This is a genomic window from Leucobacter shiyiweii, from assembly GCF_052446065.1.
GTDB lineage: Bacteria > Actinomycetota > Actinomycetes > Actinomycetales > Microbacteriaceae > Leucobacter.
Genome location: NZ_CM127080.1, coordinates 2,283,008 through 2,300,294 on the forward strand (window position 1 = coordinate 2,283,008; position 17,287 = coordinate 2,300,294).

Consider the following 17,287-nt stretch of genomic DNA (forward strand, 5'->3'; position numbering starts at 1 on the left):
CATTACTGGATGGTCTTCTCGACCGGACGCTTCGCGGCAACCGCGCGCGCCTTCGGCTGGTCAGAAGTTGCCGAGTCGTCTCCGAGGCGTGCTTCGAAACCCTCGGGTACCAGGAAGTCCTCGCGGCTGAGCTCGGTAATCGACTTGTGCCCCAGGCCCAGCACCGCAGAGTCGAGACCCATGCGCAGCAGGTCGAGCACGTTCTCGACACCCGTCTGCCCGTTCGCGCCGAGACCCCACAGGTACGCGCGACCGATCAGCACCGCACGCGCGCCGAACGCGAGCGCCTTCGCGACATCCCCGCCGCGACGCACCCCACCATCAAGCAGCACCTCGACCTGGTCGCCCACGGCATCCGCGATTGGCCCTAAGCAGCGGATCGCTGCCGGAGTCGTGTCGAGGTTGTTACCGCCATGGTTGGATACCGAGATGGCGTCGACCCCTGCATCCACCGCGCGCTTTGCGTCGTCGAGACGAGTCACGCCCTTCAGCATGAACGGGCCGCCCCATTCCTTGCGCAGCCACTCTACGTCTTCCCAAGATGCTGGCGGGGTCTGCATCCATTCCCCGTACGCACCAAAGAACGTGGGGGCTGGGCCGTCCGCCGGCTTCAGGTTGGGGGCGGTGAGGTCAGGCAGACCCGACTTCAGCCACTGCAGCGTCCACTTCGGGCGAATGATGCCCTCGGGCGCGAATTTGATGAGCGCTGGCAGATCCATCTTCTCGGGAATCGAGGGACTCCCCCAGTCGCGGCCCACCGAGAATGACCAGTCGGTAGTGAGGATCAGTCCCTTGGCACCAGCTGCCCGGGCACGCTCCACGCGTTCCAGGATCTGGTCCTTGGTACCCGTCCAATAGATCTGGAAGAAGGTGTTTTCGTTCGCCGCTGTCACTTCCTCGACCGGCTTCGACGCAAAGGAACTCAGCCCCATGATCGTGCCACGAGCGGCTGCAGCACGCGCCACCGCAACTTCACCATCGGGGTGGATCGCCTGCACCCCCGTGGGGGAAATCATGACCGGCATGGAGACCGGGATCCCCATGATTGTTGTCGACAGGTCGCGCGGAGACTGATGTCCGGCCACGTGCGGGGCGAACTGAAGCTTCGCAAACGCATCCATGTTCTCCTGCGGGGTGCGACCCCGCTCCGAACCCGCCACGAGAGCCGCGTACACCGACGGCGGAATGTTCCGCTTCGTGCGCCGTTGCGCCTCGAGTACCGTCTCAAACCAAGGGTTCTGCTTCCACGGCCACAAGCTCATTGGTCGTCTCACTTTCTTCGTCATTGAATCCCACCACCGGCGCCGACAGGCAAGGCTGCGCGACGCAACTACGCAGCCCAACCGAATACGGCAATCTTAATGGCACCGAGTGCCATTAAGGAAACAATTCTTCAGGCGTCGCAGGTGATCCACAGGGCGAGGCACTAGCGCGTATCGGTGCCAAACATTCGAGAAATAGCGGGGGCGACGTCACGATGGGTCCGGATGATCCGACACATTCCTCGTCCTCGGGCCGCGAGGTCGCGCCCCAAATCAATGTCCTTTTCACCGCTCGCATCGAGCAGCACATCCAGCCGCGGCAGCTTCCCTGCAAGCGGGCGTGGATCAGGTCCGGCGTTGTGGACGCAATCAGAAAGCAGCACCACCCTCGCATGCTCGGCCGGAACTCCCGCGAGCTGTTTCGCCGCGATCTCGAGCGGAAACGCGACATTGGTGAGTCCACGGGCCGGAATTCGGAGCACCCGATCCAGCAACTCTCGCGGCCTCACTTCGTCACCCAGTTTGAGGAGCACCGCGGCATCTGACCAGAAGGCGACGACGGCGAGGGAATCATGCGCGAGTTCCGCGGACAGGGCACCGACGGTCGCGGCCGCGGCCTTGATCCGCTCGCCCTTCATTGAACCGGATACGTCGACGAGTAACACCACTGATCGGCGGGTGAGGAGGCGCTCGCGCACCTTGATGTCCTCGTCTTCCGGCACTGGCCTCTCGGCGAGCACCTCGATGGTCGCGTCAAGATCGATCTCGTCGGAGGCGCCGCGATAGGGCACGCTATGCAAGCGGCCCAACCCGCGGATCGCCGCGCTGTCGCGACGCGGCTTCGGGATCGCGAGCCGCTCGGCGATTTGCCGCGCGAGCCGCTGCACCTCGGGATCAAGGGGGGTGTCAGGATCAACCAGACCGAATGCGTCAACCAGGCCCGCCGGTTCATCGGTTTCGCCGGGTGCAGAGCTACCGGGCATGGGGGGCTTGCCCGTGACAGTGGTGCCGTCTCCCGGCATCACCAGGCCTCCCTTGCCGCTCAGGTCGTGCAGCGCCGGCGCCTCATCGAGCTGTTTTGGGGTGCGCTTCAGCGGCGCGCCACGCTTCGATGTCTTCTTGTCGCTTCGCCGCTGAATGGGTGAGTCGGCGGCCATTTCTCTTCATCCCGGTGCCGCCTGGTGCGGATTCAGGATGAAGTGATCCTCCCAGATCTCGCGAAGCACCTGCTCCGGCGTGAACTCTGCGGCCTCGTCCACATGGATCCGGCCCGACAACCCGACGATCATCGCGTCGTAAAACATGTCGGCGTAGCCGTCGTCTTCGGCGGTGAGAATGTCTCGGCCGATGGCCAGCTGCTCGACGATCATCGCGGTGTCAATCGCCCCACGCACGCTGGATCCCTGCCGTATATCGTCGTGTACACGGGTCGCGCGCGTGACCGCGACGGCGTCGGCCGCGATCCGATCACCGAACTCGCCGGTCACGCCCGCGCGCCTCCGGACAATCTCAACCTCGGCTGCTTCGTCTTGGTAGCCAATCGACAGCCGGTTCAGCCGGTCGTGCACGCTGGTGGATAGGCGCGAAGTACCGACGTTGTCATAGGGGTTCATCGAAGCGATCACGCGAAAGGTGGGGAGCGCCTTGATCTTCCCGACCCGTGGCACGGTGATCGAGCGATCGGCCATGGCTGTGAGCAGGGTGTTCAGCGTGTCTTCGGGAGCGCGGTTGAACTCCTCGATGTAGAGAAAGCCGCCAGTCTGCATCGCCTCAAGCAACGGGCCCGCGACGAAGTTCTCGGGCGAATAGTCTTCGCGCAGCACCCGAGAGGGGTTGTGGTGCCCCACGAGCTTCGCCGGGGTCAGGTCGGCGTTGCCCTCCACGAACAAGAGAGGAATTCCCCATTCGGCCGTAATCGCAGACAGAATCGTCGTCTTGCTGGTGCCGGGAGGCCCCTCGAGCACAATGTCGCGACCGGCGGCGACCGCGGCAAGTGTCAGCTCGAGCTCGCGCTCGCGCCCGACAACTCGAGATGCAATGCGATCCCGACTCTCGCGAGACAACTGCGGGTGACGCTGGACGGCTTCTGCGGCAAAGGTCTGACTCACAGCACTCCTCGTTCAATGACAGTGGATCACGGCGTACGGCCGGGTTTCTCGGGCCGCACGCCGCCACAATTACTTGTTAATGCTGAATCCAGCGTCAACCGGCAGCGTCACACCGGTGACGTAGCGACCCATGTCACTCGCGAGGTAGACAATGGCATTCGAGAGGTCGACGGACTCGATCATCGGAACTGGCAGCGCGTTCTGCATCGCCTGCCCCATCGACGGATCCTGTTCGAGGAACTTCTGCATGGTCTCATTAACCACCATGGGTGTGTTCACCCCGGTGGGGTGAATGGTGTTCACTCGGATCGAGTGCTTGGCGAGGTTATTTGCATACGCGCGCATGAGCCCGACAACGCCGTGCTTCGCTGCTGTGTAGGCCAAGCCACCCGGAGTATCGCCACCGATCCCGTGCAAGCCGGCGGTCGAACTTGTGAGCACGATCGCCCCGCCTCCGCGTTCGATCAGTGCCTGTCGGGCCACTTCCACCGTGTTGTAGACACCGGTGAGGTTAATGTCGAGCACGTCCTGCCACTCCTCTGGAACAGGATTCAACGACAGTGCGGCGATGCCCGCGTTACCGAGAACGATGTCGACCCCGCCGAGTTCAGCGATGCCCGCGTCGAATGCGGCCTGGAGCGCTGCGCGATCCCGCACGTCAGTCTGGGTCGCCACTATGCGGCGATCGAGCGCCTCAACCTGGGCAACCGTCTCCGCCAGATCTTCAGGCGTTGCCATGGGATAGCCGACAGTCTCCACCTGCGCGCAGAGGTCGACGGCAATGATGTCGGCGCCCTCTTGAGCTAATCGCACCGCGTGCGAACGTCCTTGCCCCCGTGCCGCACCGGTAATGAAAGCGACTTTTCCTTCGAGTAAACCTGCCATTTTCTTGCTCCTTTGCAATAAACGGGAAACGTTGCCCGGTTCCCTCTCGGGGAGATCACGGCGTGGGGCACACACGAGCCGAGCCCCACACCGTCGCACCGCGAGGCCGCAGTGCAGAAATCCCTAGAACTGTGTCATGCCACCGTCGATGGCAAGCGCGTGGCCCGTAACCCACTTCGATTCGTCAGACGCGAGATACAGCACCGCGTTCGAGATCTCGCGGGGATCCATCATTCCCGGCAGCCACTGCGTGAGCATCCCCGTGAGCAAGGGGTTCTCTTCCATGCCCTTGGCGAAGCCACTGTCTTCGACTCCCATGATGCCCTGGGCCATCGGAGTGTCAACCCCACCCGGGTGAACGCTGTTTACGCGGATGCCGTCTTTGGCGAGTTCCTGCGCGAACGACTTTGTGAGGCCAGTCACGCCATACTTCGACATGTTGTAGGCGATGTTCCAGGGGCCAGCCTTCAAGCCGTTCGCCGAGCTCGTCAGGATGATCGAACCGCCATTGCCCGCCTCGAGCATGTGAGGCACCGCAGCCATCACCGAGTTCCACACGCCGATGAGGTTGATGTCGAGCGTGGTGCGCACAATCTCGGGTGTCATCGAGTGCCACGGCCCCACGATGTCGACTCCGGCGTTGCCGGCAACAATGTCGAGCCGGCCGAGCTCGGCCACGCCCTTGGCAACGACCGACTTCATCTTCTCGAGGTCGCGGACGTCGCAGGTTTCGGCAACGATGCGCCGATCGAGAGCCTCAACGAGACGAACCGTCTCCTTCATATCCTCAGCGTTGGCCGTGGCGTACGGCACATTCTCGACCTGGGTGTCAATGTCGATTGCGATGATATCGGCACCCTCTTCAGCGAGGCGGATCGCGTGCGCGCGCCCCTGCCCGCGGGCTGCTCCGGTAATGAAGGCGACTTTGCCCTGAACTCGTCCTGCCATGGTGAATCCTTCCAATCGGTGTGTCTTCCGTAGGTGTGGATTTCCGCGGCCTCGTGCGTCGCCCCGTTGTTCCGCACCGTGTTCAACCGAGCCTAATGGCACTTGGTGCCAATTGGAAGGGGTGGCCGGCGCGCATCGGGTATACAGTCGGTAAATTGGGAGAATCGGGAAAGCCAGGAGGGAGAAGCAATGAGTAGCATTTCACCGGCGCCGACGCCGCGCAGCGGGCGAGCGCCAGCCACAACACACGGAGAGCTCAGCCACATCGCCCTCACACTCTTCTTCGAACGCGGCTTTGATCGCACCACCATCGACGAAATTGTGACTGCGGCCGGTATCGGACGCCGCACCTTTTTTCGCTACTTCCCCTCGAAAAATGACTTGCCGTGGGGGGAATTTGAGGCGCTTCTCGCGAGAATGCGCGATCGCCTCGAAGAGATCGACCACCGGGAGCCCCTGATCGAGGCCCTGCGAAAAGCGGTCATCGAATTCAATAGGTTCCCCGCCGACGAGTTGCCCTACCACCGCAACCGCATGTGGCTATTACTCAACGTGCCATCCCTGGTTGCCCATTCCACGCTGCGCTACGCTGCGTGGCGTGCGGTCATCGCCGAGTACGTCGCCAATCGTCGCGGCGAGCGCCCCGATGATCTCACCCCCCAGACCGTTGCGTGGGCGTGCCTTGGGATCTGCCTCGGCGCGTACGAGCAGTGGCTCGCACACGAAGAGGCCGATCTGCTCGAGCTACTCGACACCTCGTTCGGCACCGCAGAAGCGATCTTCGGTGTAGCTGATGCAAGGCCGACGCCGGGGATCGCTGAGGCATGACCCACACGCTCGTCGTCGGAGCTGGCGCGGCAGGATCCGCGCTCGCCGCGAGGTTGAGCGAAGACCCCTTACGCCAGGTCACGCTCATCGAAGCCGGCGCGGCAGGACCTACTCCGCAAGAGCTTCTCGACGGCGCGACCCTTCCCGCAGTGGTGCCGGGACACTTCGCCAACTGGGGGTACGCGGCAGAACTGATGCAGGACGTTCCACACACGGTGCCCCGCGGCAGATTGCTCGGAGGATCGAGCGGGATCAACGGCGGCTACTTCGTTCGAGGGCGCCCCGCCGACTTTACGCGCTGGGCCGAGGTCGGAGGTGCCGAATGGAGCTACGAACGCGCGCTGCCACTGCTGCAATCGCTCGAGCACGACATCGACTTCGGCGACCAACCAGGGCACGGTGCACGCGGCCCCGTTCGCGTGGCCAGGCCCGATCAAACCGGTGTGCTCACAACGGCCTTTTACCGCGCGGCTTGCGAGCTCGGCTTCTCCGCCGAGCCCGATAAGAATGCCACGGGAGTCGCGCCCGGCGTTGGCCCAGTGCCGTCGAACATTATCGATGGCGTGCGGGTAAATATGGCAATGGCTTATCTCGAGCCCGCGCGAGATCGCCCGAACCTCCGCGTCCTCGGCGACACGCGCGTGTTGCGCCTTCGCCTCGCGGCTGGCCGGGTGACCGGGGTGGAGACATCTACGGGTGACATCTCTGCCGACGAGGTGGTGCTCTGCGCAGGTTCGGTCGCCACGCCTCAGCTGCTGATGCTCAGTGGCATCGGGCCTGCCGAGCACCTGACAGACCTCGGAATTCCGGTGGTCACAGATCTTCCCGTCGGTCAGGGCTTCAGCGACCATCCCAACCTGACTGTCGACTGGATCCCCACACGACCGCTCCTCGATGAGCGCGAGCGCTTCGCGTTCCCCGCAGCGCTAAATTTCGACTCGTCAGGCCCCGCGGCCGAGCACCCCGAGGGCGACATCGAGGTGCTGCTGTCGGTGAAGTCTGCGAGCGCGTTGTTCACGGGAAAGACGAAGGGGACGCCCGGGGACGAAGACGAGGCGGGACCCGCCAAAAGGGCTGGTGAGATGCAACTCTTCGTCGCGCTGCAGCAACCGCGCGGGCGCGGACGGTTGAGTCTCGCGAGCGCCGATCCACTCGCTCAGCCTCGCATCGAGTATCGCTATCTTGAGGATTCTGCGGATGTCGCACGCATGCGAATCGCTGTGCGCGCTGCCGCTGACCTGCTGCGCTCGCAGGCATTCGCCCCGCTGTTCAGACGATTTGCATCCCTCGACGCTGTCTGTCTCGCGGACGACGAGCTGCTCGATGCCTGGATTCGCTCGCATCTAGGCACTGCGATTCACCTCAGTGGATCAGCGCCAATGGGCCCCGTGGTCGACGGTGCGGGGCGTGTGCATGGCATCGAGGGGTTGCGGGTTGCCGATACCTCGCTCCTGCCGACCGTTCCCTCTCGCGGGACCTTCAATACCGCGGTGTTTATTGGGGAATTGATTGCGCGGCAGATACGCGCTCCTCATGCCAATCCCTGAGAGCCGCCGGGTCGTCGGTGATCACCAAGTCGATGCCACTATCAGTGGCAAACTGCCACTCGCTGGGGGTGTTGAGAGTGTAGACAGCGACACCGAGCCCCTCCGCACGGAGCTGTTCGACGGCACCCGGCACCGCAGCGTACAGCGCCCCCTTTGCTCCGACGCCTGAGACGCCGAGTTCGAGCGCCAGGTCAACGACTTCATCGCCGAGCTCTCGCGTGAGCAACGCCCGTGCGAACTCAGGGGCAACCCGCTGCAGGGCCTCCATAGTGGCGAGATTGAACGACTGCAGCACGACGCGATTGACCATTTGCCGTTCGCGCAGGTGATCCACCACGGGTACAAGTTGCGCGTCGCTCCAGTCGTCCTTGAGCTCGACCAACACGGCAACCGGTGCGGGCTCGAGCATCGCGACGGCCTCTTCGAAGGTGGGCACAGCCTCACCCGCGAACGCCGGGTCAAACTCACTCCCCGCGTCCATGGAGCGAATTTGCCCGAGCGTATAGTCGCGCACCCAGCCCATGCCATTAGTGGTGCGGTCGAGGGTGGGGTCGTGCATGAGAATGGCGCGGCCATCCTTAGTGCGTCGGAGATCGATCTCCACGAAATCAGCCCCACTTTGCACGGCCGCTTCGATGCCCGCAAGGGTGTTCTCGGGTGCGAGCAAGGCTGCGCCGCGATGCGACACGATGGCGGGAGTCGTATCCCGTTGCAGCGCACCGTACCCCTGCAGCGTGCTTGCAGCTGCAGCGTGTGGAGTGGCACCAACGTCGACGATCAACAGGGCGGTGAGTACCCAGGAGAAGATGCCGATTCGCGCGACGCGCTGGCGCGTGCTTCTGCGCGGAGGCCAGACTGTGCCGCTGTCTGCGCACGGACGAGGACCCGTTTTCACCTCGCTCGTTACCGGCATCCCGGTTCCCCCTTCGCCTCACGCTACGCTGCGTGTGACGACTACCCTATACGTTTTCGTTACCTTTTTGTGATAATTGGTGGGGTGAAATTTTTCGCTTCAACTCAGTCACCCCGTGGGGTCTCTCACTCCGGCCGGGCCGATTCCCGAATGGCGATCCGCCTCGAATCAGATACCCGAGAGGTCGCAACGACCCGGGTCAGGTGACAGCCACGTTAACGGCGGATGGCGGAGAGTACGGTAAAGGTGCGGTCGCGCGCGAGCTCTCGCACGGGACCGATCACGCGTTCGACCAAGGGCCTGTAGCGCAGGTGAGAGTTGAAGACGAGGCGCAGCTCACCGCCGGGCGCGAGCGCACGAGCGCACGCTTCGATGAGCCGGTGCGCGACACCCGCGTGCACCGCCGCCCCCGAGTGAAACGGCGGGTTGAGCAGGATGAGATCGGCCCATCGATCCGGCACTGCTTCCGTCGCATCAGCACGGTGGATCGAGACACGGTCTCCCACCCCGGCCGCCTTCGCAGTGAGACGCGTGGCAGCCACCGCCGCTGCGGACTGGTCGGTAGCGATCACGTCCGTCCCGGGGAGGGCGAGCGCCGTCGCGGTCGCCAGTACTCCGTTTCCACAGCCCAGGTCGACCACACGGTACGCGGATGTTGGCAATGCGTCGCGCAGCGTACGCAGCAGCAGTCGGCTGCCGTGATCAAGCGTTGCCCCGCCAAAGGTCGCCCCGAAGGCGGCGATGCGGAAACTCAGGTCGGGGTCGCTCCCCCACACCGGAAAGCGATTCGCACCCAGCTCTGCCACTGGGCGGGGCCGAGACGCGGTCAACAGCCGCGACTTGCGCCACCCCAGACCCGCGCTGACCTCGCCGAAGCTGCGCGCGAGCACCGCGTTCATGCCGTGTGACATGTGCTTGATCCGCCCACCGGCGAGCAAAGTCACCTCGGGGTGCGTGTGCCGAGCCACCAATTGAGCGATCTCGTCGAGCGCCGCGAGGCCGCGCGGCAGTTGCAGGAGCACCAGCCGAGCCCCCTCCAGCAGCGATCTATCGAGCGGGTGGGAAGTGAACGTGTCGCTCAGCCCGAGCCGCTTTGCATTCCGCGCGAGGGCTCGCTCTCCCAGCAGTGGATCCTGGTGCGCGCGAATCCCGCGCGCACCGAGACGCGCCGCCGCGCCGAGAGTCAGTGCCCCGTGCCGGTCGCCGATGGTAACCACTGTTCCGGGGGACACCTCGTGCCCGGAGGCGATCCACTCGGATGCGGTCTCGAGGAGCAGCTCATCGGTGGCGTCAAACGCCTCCAGCTCAGCCGCCTCGAAGTCTGGCTCGCGCGAGAGTTGCGCAAACAGCGCCGGGAGGTCAGTCACCGCACCATTCTCGCACTCCCCCACTCGGCACAGGACTAGGTCCCGAAGAAGGCATCTCGAATGCGGGAGCCGCGATCTCGCAACAGAACCTCGCACGACTCCGATTCGACGATGCGCCCACGCTGCATGATGTGCGCGGTCGTGCCGATCTGCAACGCCATTTCGGCGAACTGCTCAACAAGCAGAATGCCCATTCCCGATGCCGCCAGGCTCGAGAGCGTTCCCATGAGGGTCTGCGTCGTGCGCGGTGCAAGCCCGAGCGAGAGCTCGTCGACGAGCAGGATCCGCGGCCCGGTAGCGAGCGCGCGCGCGATAATGAGCATCTGTTGCTCTCCGCCAGAGAGTAAACCCGCGCGTAGATTCTCCTTGTCAGCGAGACGGGGGAAGAGCGCGAAGGCCCGTTCACGCCCCTGCCGAGATCGATCCACCACCGCGAGATTCTGCGCAACCGTCAATTTCGAGAACACCGTGCGCCCCTGCTCGATATAGGCCAGCCCGCGCGCGGCACGGCGATGGGGCGGAACAGCGTGGATCCGATGGCCATCCAGCTCGATGGTGCCTGAGTCAGCGGGCAGCACGCCCGCGATGGCATCCAAAAGTGTGGTCTTGCCTGCACCGTTAGCGCCGAGCAGCACCGTGATCTCGCCCGCGGGAACGGCGAGCGTCACATCGCGACAAATCTTGAATTCGCCGCGTTTCACGGTGAGCCCGTCCATCCGAAGCCCGTTCATCCGAAACTCGTCCGGCCCCAACACCTCTGCACTCGTGGCTTCCCCGCCCGATTCGCTCGTCACTGCTCGACCTCCTGCCCGAGGTAGGCTGCCTCTACCCGCGGATCAACGAGCACCTGGGCGACCGGCCCTCTGGCAATGACGCCCCCGTCGTCGAGCACCGTCGCGCGCGCCGAGGCGGCACGTACAAACTCCATGTCGTGTTCGATGAGCAGCACAGCGCAGCCAAACTCGGCAGGGATCCGACGCACCCGTTCGGCAAGCCCCAATCGCTCGGCCTCCCCCAGGCCCGCGGCCGGCTCGTCGAGCAGCACGAGGTGCGGCCGGGCGGCCAGCGCTCCGGCAACTTCGAGCAGGCGACGCGATCCGCTATCAATCAAGCGGATCGGCACGCGACCGTCCGGAAGCCCGAGGAACTCGTGCACCCGCGAAATTGTTGCCAGATCAGCGCGACCGGCGGCGAGCCGCAAGTACTCGTCGACCGTCAGTGCGGCGAAAGACCGGACGTGCTGAAACGTGCGCCGCAGGCCACGCCGTGCGCGCTCGCGGGCCGACAACCCTTCGAGTGGATCGCCATCGAGCACGGCGCTCCCGTCATAGCTCGGCAGGAAACCGGTTACGGCGTCGACGAGCGTCGTCTTACCGGCCCCGTTCGGGCCGATCAGCGCGTGCACCTCGCCCTGGGCCACCGTCAGGTCGACCGCGTCCAGCACCCGGTTCGGCCCGTATGCGACGGTCAGTGCAGTGACCTCGAGACACGGCCGAGTGGGCCCAGTCGCACCAGACATCTGTGTGAACAGAGATTCTGTCGCAACCTCGAGGGTCGGAGGCGACTCGGCGTGCGGAGCCCCGGGAGGGGGCACCAGCCCGATCTCGCAGGTGACGCGTGCGTCGCGGAAGACGCCGCCCTGAATCTTCGCGGCGAACTGCTCCGCTAGCCCGCCGTTGCCCCGACGCAGCACGTCGAACGCGCCAATTGCGAGCATCGCGTTCCCCAGGTCGAGCGGTAGCCCGATTCGCCGGAGGAGTTCGGGCATGAACACTGCAAGTGCCCCGGCGAGCACCGCACCGCTCAAGAGGCTCGCCCCGCACAGCACCGCAGTCGCGAGCACCACCATCGAAGTCAGAGGGCTAAAGACCTGCGGCGTCAGCAGGCCGTACTGTCCAGCGAGCAGCCCACCACCGATACCGGCGAGACCAGCACCCACCCCCAGTGCGCTCGCTTTCGCGAGGCCCACCCGCACGCCGAGTGCCGCGGCGGCTCGCTCGCTCGTGCGTATCGCGGCCCAGCCGAGTCCGTGCCTGCTGCGGCCGAGCGCCGCCACCGCGAGTTGAAGCATGATCAGCAGCGTCCACGCGAGTGCGAAGAACCAGCGCGGGTCGTCAAAGGGCGCGGAGGGAAGCACCGGCGTCCCCGAACCGACGCCCGGGAACGCACCCTGGCGAAGCACGAGATCGAGTGCGGCGGCAAACCCCAGCGTCACCACCGCGAGCTCGACGCCGCGGATGCGCGAGGTGGCAGCCCCGAGCAGCCAACCGATCGGGGCTGCCGCAGCACCCCCGATCAACACGAGCAGCGGGAACGGCGCGGCGGGCCAGGCGAGAGCGATCCACGACACGACCCAACCGCCAATCGCTGCAAACGACATCTGGCACAGCGTGATGATGCCCGACTGGTTCGTGACGAGCCCGATGCTGCGCGCGATGACGGCGCTGACCGCGACGGTGGAGAACAGGTACACCCAGTAGATGGGGAGGCTCAGCCCCAGCGCGAGCAGCACGGCGATGAAGACCAACCACGCGAGGCCCCCTGCTCTAGCGAACCGCATCCCACACCTCACGTCTGCGCAACCAGATCAACGCGGCAATGATCACCACGAAGGGGATCGCCCCGCGGTAATCAGAGACTAGGTCGATTCGGGATCCGGCGCCCTCGACAGCGCCAATAGCGAGGCCGCCGAGCGCCGCGACCCACACGTTTGAAAATGCCCCGAGCAGGCACGCGGCGAGCGCCGGCACAATGAGAAAAGACATCGACTCGAAGGTCGGGTTTCGGATCGGGGCGATGAGTAGCAACGCGAGCGTTGAGAGCATTCCCGTGACCGCCCAAACTCCGAGCGACAGCCTGCGGGTGTTGATGCCGAGCAACTGCACGGTGGTGGGGCGCTCTGACATCGCCAGCAGCCGGAGGCCCACCCGAGTGAATCGCAAGATGAGCGTCAGCCCCGCAGCGATGGCGATCGCTGCCACCAGCGCGATCACCGTGGTCAGCGAGACACGCACGCCGGCCAGGTTGAAGGCCGCAGCGGGCACAAGACTCGGCATCACCCGGGGTGCATCGCCGAAGAGTCGGAACCCAAGGGTGAGTGTGACAACAAACAGCGCAACGGATACGACGGCCCGAACCGTATCGGAGGGTGCGTCGAACCAGCGCGCGAACGCCCAGCCGGCGAGCCCCGCGACAGCTCCGGCAATGGCCAGCCCTCCGAGTACGGCGAGCGGCAGCGGCAGCCCGGCACCCGCCAACGCAAAGCACGAGTACGCGCCAAGAGCGCCGATCGCTGCTTGACCAAAGTTGAGCACTCCGACGAGCCGATAGAGCGTCACGACGCAGACAGCCAAGATGGCATAGGCGGATCCCGACACGAGGCCGGAAATGACTCCGTCAAGCACGGAGTGCTGCTTCAGCGCTCGATCGATTCATGGCTGTTCAGACTAAGGGGCGATGACCCAGTCGCTGACCGCTTCCCATCCATTTTCGGTCGCCTGCACCATCACGCTTGCGCGGTTCGGCTGGTGGGCGGTGGCTTCCCCGAAGGTGAAGGGCATGCCAAGCAGCGGGTGAGGGACCTCATCAAGAGACCGGAACGCCGCCGTGACTGATTCGCGGGTGATCTCTCCGTCGATGCTCCGAAGCACGTCAACCAGAATTTCGGCGCTGACCACCCCGCCGATCGACAGGGATGTGAGGGGAACGTCGGCAGCGGCAAGCGTCTCACGCAGTCCGTCGAGCGCCGGGTCATCACCGCTAAATGGAATGAACTCGGAGTTCGCATAGAGTCCGAGGGTGTCCTGTTGCTTGAGCGAGTCGAGGGCCGTCTCAGTGTAGGCGGAGGCAAGGGTCAGCCAGTCGGCCGTTTCGAGAAGTCCCTGCTGCTTCACGGCGTTCATGAAGGCAACCGCCGCGGCCTCGTGGGCGTTGAAGATCACTGCGTCACAGCCAGCATCTCGCACCGCGAGGATCGCGGGAGTGGGATCGTCGCCGAGCACAACAGAGGTGTCGATGTGAGCAGCGCTGCTGCCGGTGTCCTTCTCCCAGCTCGCTATGAGTTCGAGGTAGGGGTCGGTGAGGCCGGCGCTGTTCATAATGACGGGGCACACCCGTTCGTGCCCCAGTTCTTCCGAGGCAAAGTAGAGCAGGCTTGCATAGCCCTGAATCGTGCCGTTGTTCACCGGCGCGATGTTGGCCGACGCAAAGCAGCTGGGCTCGACTCCGGTGCCCATAATCGACACCACATCGCGCTGCGCATAGAACGCGGCGTTCGCGCTGCACTCGACCAGGCTCGCCGAGCCCGCCAACGCGACGACCTCGTTCTCGTCTACAAGCCGGCGGCCGGACTGAGCTGCCTGAGCTGGGTCGGCTCCGTCGTCCTCCGAGATGTACTCGATCATGCGGCCGCCTATGCCACCCTCGGCGTTGACTCGGTCGAACACTGCTTGCGCTGCCCCGGGAACCTCGGGAAACGGTGCGGGGCCGGTAAGCGAGCTGACCACGCCCACCCGGATGGGTTCCGCGTTCGCGGCGTCGCCAACGGCTGCGGGGCCATCGCTCGCAGCGGTGCAGCCTGCCAGTAAGAGACCGGCAACGGCGGCGAGCGAGACGAGCGCGAGACTTCGGGTACGGGTATGGCGCAACGACATGTCGAGCAGTCCTCTTTCGATGTTCAGAAAAGCTGTGAAGTAAAGGGGTTTAAGAATCTGATTTCTTGGGCCAGCTCGGGAAACGCACGCGGGGCGTCACCACGTTGGGCACACGCTTGCGGATCGCGTTTCGAATCACGCCGGTGCCATACGATGCGTCATCGACCATCCTGAGCGCCAGACTGGGCACCGGTCCGAGTCGCGTGGGCCGGAGCAGGTGATCTCGCACCGGCTCCCACATCATCGAGACCGCCACCCCGCGCGCGAGCCGCGATCTCGGTGTCGCGGCGAGCACGGCCCAGCCGACAGGCCACCAGTCCCGGCGCAGCAAGTGGCCCATCCAGAACGCGTCAGACCACAGCGAGCGCGCGGTCATCTCGGCGGCCACCGTGGCGGGCACTTCGCGACCGAGCAGCCGGCGCTGCCTCGCGAACTCGTAGCCTGCGATGCCGGCCGCGATCCAGGGATGGCGGGTCGAGAGCGCGGCCACCACCGCGAGCCCCGAGAGGGAGGGTCGTGCAGGGATCAGGTGTCCCGGGTGACGCTTTTCGAGTTCTGCGGCGGATCCACCGTACATTGCACGTCGAATCGCGAAGTCCTTGAGTGAGGTGCGCACCCGGTGATAATTCACGACGTCGGGCGTGTAGCGCACGGTCCATCCGGCCTCATGCATACGCCAGAACAGATCGACGTCTTCGCCGACGCGCATTCCCGGCTCAAAGGGTGGATCGGTGACCGCCGCCCGCCGCACGATCGCAGAAGCCGTCGGTAACCAGCCAACCGCGGCACCGATCATCACGCGGCTCGGGTCGGGGCCCATGTCGAGCTCCGATCGAGTCTCTTCGTACAGCTCAATGGTCGATGTGCCTCGGAGGTCGGGGCGCACCCGCGGGCCCACCGCACCGATGAGCGGGTCGTCGAACAGTGGGCGCAGGCGCGCCACCCAGTCGGGGCTCGCAATCGCGTCGGAGTCGATGAAGGCAACAAACGGGGCGCTTGTAGCCTGAAAACCTGTGGTGCGGGCCTCGCCCGGCCCGCCGTTACGCTTTCGCACGATCAGTTTGGCGCCGTGCTTCGCGGCGATGCGCTTGATGCGCGACGAATCGGGCTTCGGCGAGGCATCATCGACCACGATGACAGGCAGACCCTCGACCTTCAGCGATGTCAGGCAGTTCTCTAGTGCCTCCGCGTCGCGGTAGACGGGAACCACCACCTCGACGTCATTCACCGCGCGATCGGCGATGGGCAGCGGATCGGCGATGCCGTGATCGAGCAGAAAGACGGCCGCGTCTTGTTCTTTCTGCGTGGTGGCCGTGAGCCCCGCCCGATCGGCCGCAAAGAGTTTCCGCGCGAACGGACGAACCGCAGGCGGAAGCACCGTCACTTCCCAGGGTGATCCGCCCAGCACGACGCACCCCGCCCGCAGGCTCACACCGGTGGTCCACGCGAGTGGAATGCGGGTCGTAAACTCGGCGGATACCCGGTCACGGGTTGGCGGCGCTGGGACGGGCGGCATCCCTCGAAGTTCGTGCATTATCCGCCCCTTCGCGATTCGAATTCAGAGAAACAGACTCCGGTGTTACCGTCCTCGATAGATACTAATGACACCAGGTGTCAAAAAGAAAATTTGGCAGAATGAGTGAGATTGCATCCGCACAGAAAGGTTCACCAACTGTGGCACAGGAATCAGGCGAGTCTCCCCGCCTGGGGCGCACGCCAGCCACCAGCCATCGCGAGATCAGTCGCACGGCAATCACACTCTTCCTGGAGCGCGGATTCGACGAGACCTTCGTCGACGATATTGCCAGGGCCGCGGGCATCAGTAGACGCACACTCTTCCGGTACTTTCCGTCGAAGAATGACCTGCCCTGGGGAGAGTTCGATGAGCTCATCGATGCATTGCGACGGCGTCTCGCCGCCGTCGATCAAGAGATTTCTATCGAGAACGCGCTGAGGCAAGTCATCATTGAAGTCAACGACTACCCGGAAGACGAGCGCGCCTATCATCGCCACCGCATGGGACTGCTGCTCACTGTCCCCTCGCTGGCCGCGCACTCAACACTTCGCTACGCCGCGTGGCGCCAGGTGGTCGCTGAGTTCGTGGCGGATCGGCGGGGTGAGAACGTCGACGCGCTCGCTCCGCAGGCCATCGCCTGGGCTTGCCTCGGGCTGTGCATCAGCGCGTATGAGCGTTGGCTCGCCGACGACGCGTCAGACCTCGCCGTTCTATTGAACAGCGCCTTCGCCGCGGCCGGGTCGACCTTCGGGGTGGTCGGCGCGCGGGCGGCGCTTGCGCAGTAGCGGGGCAAGGCCCGGTGCAGCTAACGCAGAAGCTAATGCAGAGTATTCATCAGAGTTCGGGGCGCCAGACCACGACCTCGGCGTTGCGCCGCATGCGCGCACCCCGCCGCATTGAGATCACTTCTCCGGCCGCTCCCGCGGCGAACACGCGCCGCTCCGGCCTGCTGAGCAGCTCATCGCTGAGTGCACGCTCGAGTTCGCGTACGCGAGCCTGAAGCTCGCGTACGCGATTCTCGAGCTGCAGCACGCGCCTGATGCCTTCGAGGCTGAGCCCCTCGGCAGACAGGCGCGCGACCTCCCGCAATTGCTCGACGTCATGCAGCGAGTAGCGACGCGTATTGCCACTCGTGCGCTGCGGAGAAACCAGTCCGATCCGGTCATACTGGCGCAGAGTTTGCGGGTGCATGTCGCTGAGTTCCGCCGCCTGCGTGATCGCGAACACCGGGGTGTAGCGGTCCATCTGGCCTGCGCCCATG

At 64.8% G+C, this 17,287-nt stretch carries 16 protein-coding genes; 3 read left to right on the forward strand and 13 right to left on the reverse strand.

Going from position 1 to position 17,287, the window contains the following annotated elements:
- Nucleotides 1-2: 2 nt before the first annotated feature.
- The 5 genes from mftD to ACTNFJ_RS10630 all read right to left on the reverse strand — a co-directional run bounded on the left by mftD (nt 3) and on the right by ACTNFJ_RS10630 (nt 5,203).
- Entirely contained in the window at nt 3-1,286 is a 1,284-nt protein-coding gene (gene mftD, locus ACTNFJ_RS10610; protein WP_435906241.1) for a pre-mycofactocin synthase MftD, read from the reverse strand.
- A 140-nt stretch (nt 1,287-1,426) separates the two neighbouring features.
- Entirely contained in the window at nt 1,427-2,419 is a 993-nt protein-coding gene (locus ACTNFJ_RS10615) for a vWA domain-containing protein (RefSeq protein ID WP_435906242.1), read from the reverse strand.
- Nucleotides 2,420-2,425: 6 nt separating this feature from the next.
- Nucleotides 2,426-3,370, reverse strand: a complete 945-nt coding sequence (locus ACTNFJ_RS10620) for an AAA family ATPase (RefSeq protein WP_435906243.1) — start codon at nt 3,368-3,370, stop codon at nt 2,426-2,428.
- A 69-nt stretch (nt 3,371-3,439) separates the two neighbouring features.
- Complete coding sequence (locus ACTNFJ_RS10625) at nt 3,440-4,255, reverse strand: mycofactocin-coupled SDR family oxidoreductase (protein WP_435906244.1); 816 nt, start codon at nt 4,253-4,255, stop codon at nt 3,440-3,442.
- 123 nt (nt 4,256-4,378) lie between these two features.
- Nucleotides 4,379-5,203 carry a mycofactocin-coupled SDR family oxidoreductase gene (locus ACTNFJ_RS10630; RefSeq protein WP_435906245.1) on the reverse strand — a complete coding sequence of 275 codons (825 nt, stop codon included), beginning with the start codon at nt 5,201-5,203 and terminating at the stop codon, nt 4,379-4,381.
- Between the two features lie 189 nt (nt 5,204-5,392).
- Here ACTNFJ_RS10630 and mftR (ACTNFJ_RS10635) point away from each other — a divergent pair, with 189 nt between their 5' ends.
- Complete coding sequence (mftR, locus tag ACTNFJ_RS10635) at nt 5,393-6,031, forward strand: mycofactocin system transcriptional regulator MftR (protein ID WP_435906246.1); 639 nt, start codon at nt 5,393-5,395, stop codon at nt 6,029-6,031.
- Nucleotides 6,028-7,578 carry a mycofactocin dehydrogenase MftG gene (mftG, locus tag ACTNFJ_RS10640; RefSeq protein ID WP_435906247.1) on the forward strand — a complete coding sequence of 517 codons (1,551 nt, stop codon included), beginning with the start codon at nt 6,028-6,030 and terminating at the stop codon, nt 7,576-7,578. The genes mftR (ACTNFJ_RS10635) and mftG overlap by 4 nt, the downstream gene beginning before the upstream one ends.
- On the opposite strand, the gene ACTNFJ_RS10645 is transcribed toward mftG, so the two are convergent.
- The 7 genes from ACTNFJ_RS10645 to mftF form a co-directional block, all read right to left on the reverse strand.
- Nucleotides 7,526-8,491, reverse strand: a complete 966-nt coding sequence (locus ACTNFJ_RS10645; protein WP_435906248.1) for a glycerophosphodiester phosphodiesterase — start codon at nt 8,489-8,491, stop codon at nt 7,526-7,528. The genes mftG and ACTNFJ_RS10645 overlap by 53 nt on opposite strands.
- A 215-nt stretch (nt 8,492-8,706) precedes the next feature.
- Nucleotides 8,707-9,858, reverse strand: coding sequence for a class I SAM-dependent methyltransferase (locus ACTNFJ_RS10650; RefSeq protein ID WP_435906249.1), 1,152 nt, complete (start codon nt 9,856-9,858; stop codon nt 8,707-8,709).
- A gap of 35 nt (nt 9,859-9,893) precedes the next feature.
- Nucleotides 9,894-10,652 (reverse strand): ABC transporter ATP-binding protein, encoded by a 759-nt coding sequence (locus tag ACTNFJ_RS10655; RefSeq protein ID WP_435906250.1) that lies wholly within the window; start codon nt 10,650-10,652, stop codon nt 9,894-9,896.
- A complete protein-coding gene (locus ACTNFJ_RS10660; RefSeq protein ID WP_435906251.1) occupies nt 10,649-12,418 on the reverse strand; it encodes a branched-chain amino acid ABC transporter ATP-binding protein/permease in 1,770 nt (589 codons plus the stop codon). Before ACTNFJ_RS10660 ends, ACTNFJ_RS10655 begins: the two co-directional genes overlap by 4 nt.
- A complete protein-coding gene (locus ACTNFJ_RS10665; protein ID WP_435906252.1) occupies nt 12,405-13,262 on the reverse strand; it encodes a branched-chain amino acid ABC transporter permease in 858 nt (285 codons plus the stop codon). The genes ACTNFJ_RS10660 and ACTNFJ_RS10665 overlap by 14 nt, the downstream gene beginning before the upstream one ends.
- Nucleotides 13,263-13,304: 42 nt before the next feature.
- On the reverse strand, nt 13,305-14,510 hold the full coding sequence (locus tag ACTNFJ_RS10670; RefSeq protein WP_435906253.1) for an ABC transporter substrate-binding protein: 1,206 nt from the start codon (nt 14,508-14,510) through the stop codon (nt 13,305-13,307).
- A gap of 49 nt (nt 14,511-14,559) precedes the next feature.
- Nucleotides 14,560-16,044, reverse strand: coding sequence for a mycofactocin biosynthesis glycosyltransferase MftF (gene mftF / locus ACTNFJ_RS10675; protein ID WP_435906254.1), 1,485 nt, complete (start codon nt 16,042-16,044; stop codon nt 14,560-14,562).
- 140 nt (nt 16,045-16,184) lie between these two features.
- On the opposite strand from mftF, the gene mftR (ACTNFJ_RS10680) reads away from it, so the two are divergent.
- The gene (mftR, locus tag ACTNFJ_RS10680; protein WP_435906255.1) at nt 16,185-16,811 is read left to right on the forward strand and encodes a mycofactocin system transcriptional regulator MftR; all 627 of its coding nucleotides are present in this window, start codon (nt 16,185-16,187) and stop codon (nt 16,809-16,811) included.
- Nucleotides 16,812-16,860: 49 nt separating this feature from the next.
- Here mftR (ACTNFJ_RS10680) and ACTNFJ_RS10685 read toward each other — a convergent pair whose 3' ends face one another.
- Nucleotides 16,861-17,286 (reverse strand): heat shock protein transcriptional repressor HspR, encoded by a 426-nt coding sequence (locus tag ACTNFJ_RS10685; RefSeq protein WP_435906256.1) that lies wholly within the window; start codon nt 17,284-17,286, stop codon nt 16,861-16,863.
- Nucleotide 17,287 lies beyond the last annotated feature (1 nt).

What these genes read in the sequence shown, in the direction of transcription:
- ACTNFJ_RS10660 (WP_435906251.1), bottom strand. Translation starts at nt 12,418, where the DNA reads ATGCGGTTCGCTAGAGCAGGGGGCCTCGCGTGGTTGGTCTTCATCGCC.
- mftD (WP_435906241.1), bottom strand. Translation starts at nt 1,286, where the DNA reads ATGACGAAGAAAGTGAGACGACCAATGAGCTTGTGGCCGTGGAAGCAG.
- mftG (WP_435906247.1), top strand. Translation starts at nt 6,028, where the DNA reads ATGACCCACACGCTCGTCGTCGGAGCTGGCGCGGCAGGATCCGCGCTC.
- ACTNFJ_RS10685 (WP_435906256.1), bottom strand. Translation starts at nt 17,286, where the DNA reads ATGGGCGCAGGCCAGATGGACCGCTACACCCCGGTGTTCGCGATCACG.
- mftF (WP_435906254.1), bottom strand. Translation starts at nt 16,044, where the DNA reads ATGCACGAACTTCGAGGGATGCCGCCCGTCCCAGCGCCGCCAACCCGT.
- ACTNFJ_RS10645 (WP_435906248.1), bottom strand. Translation starts at nt 8,491, where the DNA reads ATGCCGGTAACGAGCGAGGTGAAAACGGGTCCTCGTCCGTGCGCAGAC.
- mftR (WP_435906246.1), top strand. Translation starts at nt 5,393, where the DNA reads ATGAGTAGCATTTCACCGGCGCCGACGCCGCGCAGCGGGCGAGCGCCA.
- ACTNFJ_RS10630 (WP_435906245.1), bottom strand. Translation starts at nt 5,203, where the DNA reads ATGGCAGGACGAGTTCAGGGCAAAGTCGCCTTCATTACCGGAGCAGCC.
- ACTNFJ_RS10625 (WP_435906244.1), bottom strand. Translation starts at nt 4,255, where the DNA reads ATGGCAGGTTTACTCGAAGGAAAAGTCGCTTTCATTACCGGTGCGGCA.
- ACTNFJ_RS10615 (WP_435906242.1), bottom strand. Translation starts at nt 2,419, where the DNA reads ATGGCCGCCGACTCACCCATTCAGCGGCGAAGCGACAAGAAGACATCG.
- ACTNFJ_RS10670 (WP_435906253.1), bottom strand. Translation starts at nt 14,510, where the DNA reads ATGTCGTTGCGCCATACCCGTACCCGAAGTCTCGCGCTCGTCTCGCTC.